At 69.8% G+C, this 10,013-nt stretch carries 11 protein-coding genes; 6 read left to right on the forward strand and 5 right to left on the reverse strand.

What is annotated here, in order from left to right; translation table 11 throughout:
- Positions 1-176 precede the first annotated feature (176 nt).
- Complete coding sequence (locus P7D22_RS20740) at positions 177-1,040, reverse strand: ImuA family protein (RefSeq protein ID WP_319936162.1); 864 nt, start codon at positions 1,038-1,040, stop codon at positions 177-179.
- A 53-nt stretch (positions 1,041-1,093) separates the two neighbouring features.
- On the opposite strand from P7D22_RS20740, the gene P7D22_RS20745 reads away from it, so the two are divergent.
- Complete coding sequence (locus tag P7D22_RS20745; protein WP_319936163.1) at positions 1,094-1,327, forward strand: hypothetical protein; 234 nt, start codon at positions 1,094-1,096, stop codon at positions 1,325-1,327.
- A 102-nt stretch (positions 1,328-1,429) separates the two neighbouring features.
- Positions 1,430-2,902, forward strand: a complete 1,473-nt coding sequence (locus P7D22_RS20750; protein ID WP_319936164.1) for a mannitol dehydrogenase family protein — start codon at positions 1,430-1,432, stop codon at positions 2,900-2,902.
- A gap of 174 nt (positions 2,903-3,076) precedes the next feature.
- Here P7D22_RS20750 and rpmE read toward each other — a convergent pair whose 3' ends face one another.
- Entirely contained in the window at positions 3,077-3,307 is a 231-nt protein-coding gene (gene rpmE, locus P7D22_RS20755) for a 50S ribosomal protein L31 (protein ID WP_319936165.1), read from the reverse strand.
- 194 nt (positions 3,308-3,501) lie between these two features.
- Between rpmE and P7D22_RS20760 the strand changes: the two genes are divergently transcribed.
- The 3 genes from P7D22_RS20760 to P7D22_RS20770 all read left to right on the forward strand — a co-directional run bounded on the left by P7D22_RS20760 (position 3,502) and on the right by P7D22_RS20770 (position 7,068).
- Positions 3,502-5,292, forward strand: coding sequence for an ABC transporter transmembrane domain-containing protein (locus P7D22_RS20760; protein WP_319936166.1), 1,791 nt, complete (start codon positions 3,502-3,504; stop codon positions 5,290-5,292).
- A gap of 171 nt (positions 5,293-5,463) precedes the next feature.
- Positions 5,464-6,111, forward strand: coding sequence for a thiamine phosphate synthase (locus P7D22_RS20765; protein WP_319936167.1), 648 nt, complete (start codon positions 5,464-5,466; stop codon positions 6,109-6,111).
- 3 nt (positions 6,112-6,114) lie between these two features.
- On the forward strand, positions 6,115-7,068 hold the full coding sequence (locus tag P7D22_RS20770; protein ID WP_319936168.1) for a tetratricopeptide repeat protein: 954 nt from the start codon (positions 6,115-6,117) through the stop codon (positions 7,066-7,068).
- 10 nt (positions 7,069-7,078) lie between these two features.
- Here the strand turns inward: P7D22_RS20770 and P7D22_RS20775 are convergent, their stop codons facing one another.
- From P7D22_RS20775 to P7D22_RS20785, 3 genes are read right to left on the reverse strand one after another with little or no spacing between them, the layout of a single operon-like run.
- Entirely contained in the window at positions 7,079-7,537 is a 459-nt protein-coding gene (locus P7D22_RS20775; protein WP_319936169.1) for a DUF1178 family protein, read from the reverse strand.
- A gap of 16 nt (positions 7,538-7,553) precedes the next feature.
- Complete coding sequence (grxC, locus tag P7D22_RS20780) at positions 7,554-7,811, reverse strand: glutaredoxin 3 (protein WP_319936170.1); 258 nt, start codon at positions 7,809-7,811, stop codon at positions 7,554-7,556.
- Positions 7,812-7,844: 33 nt separating this feature from the next.
- Positions 7,845-8,579, reverse strand: coding sequence for a ComF family protein (locus P7D22_RS20785; RefSeq protein WP_319936172.1), 735 nt, complete (start codon positions 8,577-8,579; stop codon positions 7,845-7,847).
- 259 nt (positions 8,580-8,838) lie between these two features.
- On the opposite strand from P7D22_RS20785, the gene P7D22_RS20790 reads away from it, so the two are divergent.
- Positions 8,839-10,013: D-alanyl-D-alanine carboxypeptidase family protein (locus tag P7D22_RS20790; RefSeq protein ID WP_319936171.1), on the forward strand; the 1,175-nt coding region annotated here is incomplete at its 3' end.

The following is a 10,013-nucleotide window of genomic DNA, read 5'->3' on the forward strand; positions in this document are numbered from 1 at the left end:
CCCTTCACGGCTGCGACCGTGACGAGCGGCACGGGGCCGACGGCCTCGCGCCGCCGGATGCGGTCGGTCGGCAGCGTCGGCAACCAAAGGGACAGGAAACGGGACATGGGGCAGCCAGCTACGGGAACACGCGACGCCGGGGCGTCATCTCCTGAAGGCCTCGCGGTCGGCAGGGTTTAGGCGGCCGAACCCTGCAGGGCCGGCGCATAAGGGCGCGACGGCACGGGCCCGAAAGACGGCCGTGCCCGCAGCGCTTCGGCGCTGCCGAAGCGCCGGCCCGTCCGGTCCCAGGCCAGCTGATGCACCTGGGCGCGGTCATAGCCGCCCACAGCCGCGTCGGGGCCGCCCCTGCGCTTGACGAGCCGCACCGCGAAGCCGGACGGCCCGGGGATCGGCAGGAAGGGCGCCGCGGCCGCCACATGCAGGCTCGGCGCCGCCGCGACCGCGAAGCGGGTTTCGGCCCCGCTCGACAATTGATCGGGCCGGCTGAGCCCGACCGGCACCACCAGGCTCGTGGCGCCGCGGGTGCGGGCCGCCAGCATCAACCGGCGCGACGCCGCGAGGTCGTAGGTCGAGGCGCGCCAGAGTTCCGTCAACACCACGGGGGCGCCGGCCTTCAGCGCTTCCTCGGTGGCCCAGAGCGTCGTGGCCGCATCCTTGGTCTTCACCAGCAGCAGGCGGTCGGGGTCGATGCCATGCGCCGCGAGGCCGGGCCGGTAGGGGGTGCCGACCTCCCAGGCCACGCGGTCGTCGAGAACCCACACCAGCGGCCGGCCGCGTGCCACGAGCCCGGCCAGCGAGGCCGCGAAGCCGGAGGCGGCCGCCTCGTCGCGGGGGCTTTCGGCCACCACCTCGTGCAGGCTGCCGGGTTTCAGGCCGCCGCCCAGCAGCCCGTCGAGCCGGTCGGCCCCGAGCGGCACGCGACGCAGGGACCTTGCCTCCGCCGGGCCGTTGGGTCCAGGGTCGAAAGTGGCGCCGAGACCCTCGATGCGGTTGCACGCATCGCGCAGGCTGCTCAAATCCGTGGTGGCGAGAGACATGGCGGCGGCCTTCCGTGTTCCTGATTTGTTCTCTTATAGATTCCGAGTTGTGAATGAAGAGTCAAGGCGAGCCGCCGCCCCATCCACCGTTGCGCGAAGCCGGCCAACCTGCTGCTGCGAGCGGTAACGGCCGCGCCACATGGGCGGCCCTCATCGTCATCGTGGTGGTGGCGGCGCTGCTGCTTTGGGTGTCGCAGGCCATCGTGGCCCACAACCGGCTGCAGAACTGCATCGATTCGGGCCGCCGCACCTGCCTGCCGGCCGAGCCGGGCAACGGTGGATCGTGAGGGCTGCCGCCCAAGCCGCAGATTTGCTCAAGGCGTGAAGTTTTGAATGGTTCGGGATCGGGCTTCGGCTAAGATCGCCGCAAAACATCAGGGAGGCCGATGATGAGTGACGTATCCCCCGCAACCGCCAAGGCGCTTGTGCCGCCGAAGTCCTACGACCGCAATGCGGTCACGGCCGGCATCGTGCATCTGAGCGTCGGCAACTTCCACCGCGCCCACCAGGCCGTCTACGTCGATCAGTGTTTGGCGCTGCCGGGCCAGGACGGCTGGGGCATCCTCGGCGTCGGCCTGATGGATGTGGAAAGCGAGCGCCAGAAGGCGCGTGCGCTGCAAAGCCAGGAAGGGCTTTATTCGCTGACCATCTACCCGCCCGAGGGGGCCCCGACCACCAGCGTGATCGGCTCCATCGTGGGCTACCTGCATGCGCCCGACGACCCCGAGGCGGTGCTGCGCCACATGGCCGACCCGGCCGTCAAGATCGTCACCCTGACGGTGACCGAGGGCGGCTACAACACGGACGAGACCGGGCGCTTCAAGCTCGAGGAGCCCAACGTCGCGCACGACCTGACGAGCGGCACCCCGAAAACCTCGTTCGGCTTCATCACCGAGGCGCTGCGGCGGCGGCGCGACGGCGGCGTCGGCCCCTTCACGGTGATGTCCTGCGACAACCTGCGCCACAACGGCCATGTGATGAAGACGGCGCTCCTGGCCTTTGCGCGCGCCAAGGACGCGGCGCTGGCCGACTGGATCGAGGCGCATGTCGCCTTCCCGTCCTCGATGGTCGACCGCATCACGCCCGCCACCACGCCGGCCGACGCGGCGCGCCTCAACCGGGACAACGATCTCGACGACAAGGCCCCGGTGTTCGCCGAGGACTTCATCCAATGGGTGATCGAGGACACCTTCTGCGCTGGCCGCCCGGCCTGGGAAAAGGTGGGCGCCCAGTTCACCGGCGATGTCGACCCTTATGAGCAGGTGAAGCTGCGCATGCTGAATGCGTCGCATTCCATGCTGGCCTTCCCGGGCATCATGATGGGGCACCGCATCGTGCATCTCGCCATGGGGGACCCGAACGTCAGCGCGCTGTTGGACGGCTTCCTGCAGATCGATGCCGGGCCGCTGCTCGACGCTCCTCCCGGCATGTCGACCGACCAGTATGGCGCCATGCTGCTGAAGCGCTACCGCAACCCGGCCATCGGCGACCAGCTGCTGCGCATCGCCGGCGATGGCGCCTCCAAGCTGCCGGTCTTCGTGCAGGACACGGCCAAGGCTCTGGTCAAGGCCGGCAAGGACCACCGCCGCATTGCCTTCCTGCTGGCCGCCTTCACGGAATATCTGAAGGGCGTGGATGAGAACGGCCAATCCTTTCCGGTGGTCGAGCCCAACGTGACGGACGCCGATTTCGCGCTGGTCAAGGATGCCGATCCCGCCAAAGGCATCGGCCTCAGCGCCTTCAAGGGCTGGGGCGTCGAGGCGTCGCCGCGCTTCGTGGCCGATTATGCGCGCTACCGGTCGCAGATCCAGGCCGAGGGCGCCAAGAAGACGCTGGCGGACCTGCTGAAGGCGGCGGGCTGATCCTCGGCCCGGCCTTGGCCAACATCGCGGAGCGACCCGTCCCGACGCCGGATGGATCGCTTCGGGGGCTTCGCCGCCTCCCGGCGGCGGGCCGGTAAGGCCGACAGGCGAGGAACGAAAAAGGGCGCCGTCCCGAGACGGCGCCCTCAAAACTTTCGATGAAACCGGTTCGGCTTACTTCTTGCCGAAGCTCAGGCCCGAGAAGCGCGAGTTGAAGCGCGACAGGCGGCCGCCGCGATCCATCATCTGGTGCGACCCGCCGGTCCAGGCCGGATGGGTGGTGGGGTCGATGTCGAGGTTCATCGTGTCCCCGTCCTTGCCATAGGTCGAGCGCGTCATGAACTCGGTGCCGTTGGTCATGACCACCTTGATCATGTGGTAGTTGGGGTGCGTTGCGTCCTTCATGGGTCCACCTCGATGTCGCGCGCCAAAGGGCCATGCGACCCATCCGAACCAATCCGCGCTGTGGGAAAAGTCGCGCCGCTATAGCGCATGTGCGAACCTCGCACAATATTGCCCGTGCGACTTGGAAAGGCTCTAATTCGCGCCTAGCCCACCCACGCCGGCATGATGTCCGGTGCTTGCTGCTCGGATCACCGTTGCGACGCTCATCCACCAAAGGCCGACGATCGGGTGAGGGACTGGCCGCCCTGAAGCCGCTGCTGTCCTACGGGCTGCGCTATCGCGGACGCATCGCGGCGGCCCTCCTGTCGCTGGCGGTCGCCTCGGTGGCGACCTTGAGCATACCCGAAGCCGTGCGCCGCATGATCGACTTCGGCTTCCATCCCGACAAGGCGGGCCTCATCAACGCTTATTTCGGGGCGTTGCTCGGCATCGTGGCGGTTCTGGCCCTGGCCTCCGGGGCCCGCTACTTTTTCGTGATGACGCTCGGCGAGCGCGTGGTGGCCGACCTGCGTCGCGATCTTTTCGCCCATCTGAGCGGCCTCGACGCGAGCTTCTTCGACGGCGCCCGGACGGGCGAGCTCGTGTCGCGCTTGACGGCCGACACCACGCAGTTGAAGGCGAGCTTTGGCTCCTCGGCCTCGGTGGCGCTGCGCAACGTCTTCCTGTTTGGCGGCGCCATCGTGATGATGGTGGTGTCGAGCCCGAAACTGTCGGTGCTGGTCGTGGTGGCGATCCCGGTGATCGTGTTGCCCCTGGTGGTGTCGGGGCGCGCCGTCGGCCGTCGCTCGCGCGCCGCCCAGGACCGCCTGGCCGACGCCACGGCCTTTGCGGCCGAGCATCTGGGCGCCGTGCGCACGGTACAGTCCTTCGGGGCCGAGCCCCTGACGCGGGCCCGCTATGCCGAGGCCGTGTCGGCGGCCTACGAGGCCATGGCGTCGGCCATCGGGTCGCGCGCCGTGCTGACGGCCGCCGCCATCTTCCTGGCCTTCGCCAGCGTGGTCTGGGTGTTGTGGCTCGGGGCGCATGATGTGATGGCTGGGCGCATCACGGGCGGCCTCCTGTCGCAATTCGTGCTTTACGCCGTGCTGGGCGCCACCGCGCTCGGCCAGCTGAGCGAGGTCGGCAGCGAGTTGTCGGCCGCCGGTGGCGCGGCGGGCCGCATCGGCGAACTTTTGGCCATCGTGCCCCGCATCGCGGCGCCGGCCGTGCCCGCCACCCTGCCGCAGCCGCTCAGGGGCGAAGTGCGGTTTGAGGCGGTGCGCTTCAGCTATCCGGGGCGGCCCGAGGCCATCGTGCTGGACGGACTCAGCTTCACGGTGCGGCCGGGCGAAACGGTGGCGGTCGTCGGTCCATCGGGCGCCGGCAAGACGACGCTGTTCCAGCTTCTGATGCGCTTCTACGACCCGCAGGACGGCCGCGTGCTGCTTGATGGTGTGCCGGTCGAGACGCTCGATCCCACCGCCCTGCGGGCCGCCCTGGCGCCCGTACCGCAGGACCCGGTGGTGTTCTCCGATTCGATCGCCGAGAATATCCGCATGGGGCACGCCGAGGCGGGTGATGCCGCCGTCGCGGCCGCGGCCCGCCAGGCCGCCGCCGACGACTTCATCATGCAACTGCCGGACGGCTATGGGACGCGCGTCGGCGAACGCGGCGTGACGTTGTCGGGCGGCCAGCGACAGCGGCTCGCGGTGGCCCGGGCGATCCTGAAGGATGCGGCGGTGCTGCTGCTCGACGAGGCCACCTCGGCGCTCGACGCCGAAAGCGAGCGCCTCGTCCAGGCGGCCCTCGAAGGGCTCGAACGGGGTCGCACCACGCTCGTCATCGCCCATCGCCTCGCCACCGTGGTGAAGGCCGACCTCATCCTGGTGCTCGACAAGGGTCGCATCGTCGAACAGGGCACCCATGCGGAACTGATCGCCGCGGGTGGTCTCTACGCCCGCCTGGCCCGCCTGCAATTCGACGGGCATCGCATCGCGGCCGAATAGGTTTTCGCCCCGACAGGCCGCGATGTCGCCAAAAACATCGACGATGGAGGGCGCCCCGTCTGGACCCTGTTCGGGTTCTCCTGAACCGAACAGGGTCCGGTTTCCTGGTGATCGGCCGTCTGCCGGGCCGAAGCGGTATCGCTTTGCCCTGTCAGCCTTTAGGGATCTCCGATGATCGATTCCGCCCGCCTGTATCTCGTCACCCCCGTCCTCGACAGCCACGAGGCCTTTGCCCCGGTTCTGACCGCCGCGCTCGACGCGGCGCCGGTGGATTGCGTGCTGTTGCGGCTGCCGCCGCATGACGACGGCCTGCGCCGCAAGGTGGCGACCGCGCTGACGCCCCTGGTGCAGGAGCGCGGCGCGGCGCTGCTGATCGAGGCCGACACCCGGCTGGCCGCGGCCGTCGGGGCCGATGGCGTGCATGTGGAGGGCGCTGGCGACGATCTCGCGAGCGCGCTCGGCAGCATGAAGCCCGCCCGCATCGTCGGATGCGGGCGGCTGCCCGACCGCGACGCCGCCATGGAGGCCGGCGAAACGGGGGTCGACTACCTGATGTTCGGCGACGAGGCCGAGGTCGCCCCCTTCGACGAGCGGCTCGACCGCGTCGGCTGGTGGGCCGAGATCTTCCAGGTGCCCTGCGTCGCGATGGCGGCGTCGCTCGACGAGGTGAAGCCGCTGGCCGAGGCCAGCGCGGAGTTCATCGGCCTCGGCGACGCCTTGTGGGACGATCCGCGCGGCGCCGCGGCCGTGATCGCGGAAGTGGCCGCGACGCTCGCGGCCGTGGCGGAAGCCAAGGCTGCCGCGCTGGCGGGTTCCTGAGCCATGCGGCTCTGGGGGGCTGGGGCCGGCCTCGCGGTCGCGCTGCTGCTACCGGCGGTGTCGGTTTGCGCGGCCGAGGGCGATTTCGGTGGGGTGCAGACCCCTGCCGGCGTGGTGACCCCGGCGCCCGATCTCGCCTTCGGAGCCTTTCAGCGCGGTTATTTCGCCACGGCCCTGAAGGAGGCGATGGCCCGCATCGCCAAGAACCCGCATGACGGCGCCGCCATGGCGCTAGTGGGCGAGATCTACGCCCAGGGGCTCGCGGTCAACAAGGACATGGCCGAGGCGGCCAAATGGGACCAGTTGGCGGCCCGGCAGGGTAACCGCGAGGGCAGCTTCGGTTACGGCATGGCTTTGTTGACCGGTAATGGCGTCGCCAAGGATCGCGAAGCCGCCCGGGTGCAGCTCGAGGCGGCGGCTGAGGCCGGCCATCCCGGGGCGCTCTACAACCTCGGCATCATGGCGGTGCAGGGCGACGGCCGGACGCGGGATTTCACAAAGGCGGCCGATTATTTCCGGCGGGCCGCGGACGCCGGCGACATCACGGCGCTCGAAGCCCTGTCGGCGCTGTATCGCCAGGGGCAGGGCGTGCCGCAAGACCTCGACAAGGCCATTGCGCTGTTGAAGCAGGCGGCCGATGCCCGGGATGCGAGCGCGGCCGTGCAATATGCCATCGCGCTGTTCAACGGCGAGGGTGTGGCCAAGGACGAAGCCGGTGCCGCCCGCTATTTCCTGTTGGCCGCGACGGCCGGCAACCCGATCGCCGAAAACCGTCTGGCCCGCCTTTATGCGGCCGGACGGGGGCTGCCGAAGAACGCCGTCGAGGCGGCCCGCTGGCACATCCTGGCCCGCGCCGCCGGCATCAAGGACCCTTGGCTCGACGGCATCCTGACGGGCCTGACCCCGGCCGAGCGCGCCAAGGTGGAGGATATGCTGAAGCGTCAGCTTGCGTTCTGAACGGGCGCCCTCAGTTCCGATCGTCGGGCAGCGAGGGTACCGGCATGATCTCGATGCCGTCCTCGATCAGCGATCGCACGTCGGCGACTGATGCTTCGCCCCGGATGGCGCGGGGCTCGACCGTGCCTTCGTGCATCTTGCGGGCTTCTTCCGGAAAGGCCGCGCCGACGTCGTGCGAATGGGTCATCACGTGCTGGCGGACCTCGCGCATCATGGCGCGCAGCTTTTGGGCCTTCTCGTCGAGCAGTGCCACGGGGGCCGGTTCGGCTGCGGTTGGCGGCCCCGAGGGCGCGGCCTTGCGGCGGCTGGTGACGACTGAGGGCGCCATCAGGCTTTTCGACACCGCCGTGGACCCGCAAGCCGGGCAGGACACGAGGCCGTCGTGGCTTTGCTGGTCAAAGGCGTCGCTGTCGCGGAACCAGCTCTCGAAGCCGTGCTGGTGATCGCAACGCAGGTGATAACGGATCATCGGGCGGGGGCGTGCCTCAGGCGGCCAGGAGCGGATCGAGCCGGCCGGCCTCGTCGAGCGCGTAAAGGTCGTCGCAGCCGCCGACGTGTTTGGCGCCGATGAAGATCTGCGGCACGCTGGTGCGGCCGCCGGCCCGCTCCGTCATGGTGCGGCGCTCGGCCGGTTTGCCGGTGACGTCGATCTCCGTGAACGCCGCCTTCTTCTTGCGCAACAGATCCTTGGCGGCGTGGCAGTAAGGGCAGGTCGAGGTCGTGTAGATCGTGACGAGGTCCATAACGGCGCCTTTGGAAGGGGAGCCTCCAATATGTCATCGCCATCCCGTCGTCACAACCCGGGCGAAAACAAGCACGTCCACCGTGGCGGCGCCGTCACGCAGCAGCGCTCGGCTGACGGCGTTGACGGTGGCGCCCGTCGTCAGCACGTCGTCGACCAGCAGCACGCGCCGGCTGCGGAACCGGCCCTTGGCATCCGGCGCGACCCGGAAGGCGCCCTGGATGTTGTCGGCCCGCTCGGTCCGGCTCAGGCCGACCTGGCTGCGGGTCGGCTTGACGCGGGTGAGGCCGTCGAGGTCGAGCGGCAACCCACGCACCAGCGCCACCGCCCGGGCCAGTTCGGCCGCTTGGTTGAAGCGCCGTCGCCATAGCCGGCTGCGATGTAGCGGCACCGGCACCACGAGGTCGACATCATCCAGCAGCGCCGAGCCGGCCTCGGCCATCCAGCGCCCCATCACGCGCGCGTAATCCGGCCGGTCGCCGTATTTCAGCCGGTGCACCAGCACCTGCGCCGGGCCGTCGGCGAAGCGCGCCACCGCCCGGGCCCGCGCATAGGCGGGCGGATCGGCGATCGCCTCGGGCGACAGGAGGTCCGGCCCGAGATCCACCGTGAAGGGCGTACCGAGCCGGGCGCAGACGGGCGCCGTGATGAAGCCCATCCGTCCCCAGCAGTCGGCGCAAAGGCCATGCGGGGTCGCGGTGGCGCGCGGACAGCTCATGCAGGCGGGCGGGTAGACGAGGTCGAGCAGCGCCGTCGTGAAGCCGCGCAGGCGCGCCCATGGCCGGACCGCGCGGCCGAGCCTCCGCCCGGCGCTGGCTGCCGCGGGCCAGACGGCCCCGCCGAGATCCGGTCCGGGGAGCGGTATGGCCCCGGGCCCCGCGTCGTCACGAAATCGCCGTCCAGCCAAGCTAGAGGCTCCCCAGCCCACAGGAATGCCGCCTGGTTAACGTTGCATTAACCGAGGCGGGGGTTAACACGTTTGACAGGTTTTCTTTCGTCGGCGTGCGCGGCGAACAGGACGGGTGCGGATGAGGGTTCTAGGGATCGTCCGCCGGGCGGCGCTCGCGGCTTCGGCCTCGCTGCTTCTCGGCATGGGCTTGGCCAAGGCCAACCCGGCCATCGTGGTCGATGTCGAGTCGGGTCGCGTGCTGTACCAGAGCGAGGCGACGCGGCCTTGGTTCCCGGCCTCCACCACCAAGCTGATGACCGTCTACGTGGCGCTGAGCGCCGTGCGCGAAGGCCGCATCACGCTCGATACGCCCTTGATGGTGTCGCCCCGCGCCGCCGCCGAGGCGCCCTCCAAGATGGGGTTCCGCCCCGGCACCCTGGTGACGCTCGCCAACGCCCTGAAGATGCTGATGGTGAAGTCGCCCAACGACATCGCGGTGACGATCGCCGAGGGCATCGGCGGCTCGGTCGAGGATTTCGCCGAGATGATGAACACCTATGGGGCGCGCATCGGCCTGCACGAGTCGCATTTCGAGACCCCCAACGGCCTGCCGAATGCCAATCATTATTCCTCCGCGCGTGACATGGCCATCATCGCCCGGGCCTTGTTGCGCGAGTTCCCGGAAGAGCGCGGGCTGTTCAACATCGGCCTGTTGGCCTTCGGCAACCAACTGATTCCCAACCACAACGGCATGCTGGGCCGCTATCCGGGCGTCGATGGCATGAAGACCGGCTACACCTGTTCGGCCGGCTACAATGTGGTGCTGAGCGCCGAGCGCGACGACCGGCGCTTGATCGCCGTGATCTTCGGCGCCCCCTCGACCTTGACCCGGACCCAGCGCGCTTCGAACCTGATCGACCGTGGCTTCGCCGACCCTTCGGTCGATCTCGGCCAGGTGTCGAGCCTTGCGGCCGCCGACGAGACCGTGCCGCCCGACTTGCGGTCGGTAATTTGCGGCCGCGGCCGGTCCGGCGCCATCGCGGCCGCCCAGGCCGAGGATGCGGCGGAATCGAACGGCGCCGTCGAGCCGGTCGGCTCATCCCCGGTGACGGCGGGCCCTGGGGCCGAATCACGGCCGCGCGTGGCCTTCACGCCCGTGCGGGTCTTCGTCGGCCCGGTGGAGGGCTGGACCGGACCGATCGCCCACGCCCGCAACATGGCGGTGCCGGCCCCGGCCAATGTCGCCAACGCGACCGCCGGCAGCCAGGCCGCGGCCCTGCAGCCGGCGGTCGCGTTGGCGACATTGGCCGGGGC

The organism is Lichenihabitans sp. Uapishka_5 (assembly GCF_033947565.1).
In the GTDB taxonomy this organism is placed as follows: domain Bacteria; phylum Pseudomonadota; class Alphaproteobacteria; order Rhizobiales; family Beijerinckiaceae; genus Lichenihabitans.

Excerpts from the sequence above, each read along its gene's own strand:
- P7D22_RS20740 (WP_319936162.1), bottom strand. The coding sequence starts at position 1,040 with ATGTCTCTCGCCACCACGGATTTGAGCAGCCTGCGCGATGCGTGCAAC.
- P7D22_RS20745 (WP_319936163.1), top strand. The coding sequence starts at position 1,094 with ATGAAGAGTCAAGGCGAGCCGCCGCCCCATCCACCGTTGCGCGAAGCC.
- P7D22_RS20750 (WP_319936164.1), top strand. The coding sequence starts at position 1,430 with ATGAGTGACGTATCCCCCGCAACCGCCAAGGCGCTTGTGCCGCCGAAG.
- rpmE (WP_319936165.1), bottom strand. The coding sequence starts at position 3,307 with ATGAAGGACGCAACGCACCCCAACTACCACATGATCAAGGTGGTCATG.
- P7D22_RS20765 (WP_319936167.1), top strand. The coding sequence starts at position 5,464 with ATGATCGATTCCGCCCGCCTGTATCTCGTCACCCCCGTCCTCGACAGC.
- P7D22_RS20770 (WP_319936168.1), top strand. The coding sequence starts at position 6,115 with ATGCGGCTCTGGGGGGCTGGGGCCGGCCTCGCGGTCGCGCTGCTGCTA.
- P7D22_RS20775 (WP_319936169.1), bottom strand. The coding sequence starts at position 7,537 with ATGATCCGTTATCACCTGCGTTGCGATCACCAGCACGGCTTCGAGAGC.
- grxC (WP_319936170.1), bottom strand. The coding sequence starts at position 7,811 with ATGGACCTCGTCACGATCTACACGACCTCGACCTGCCCTTACTGCCAC.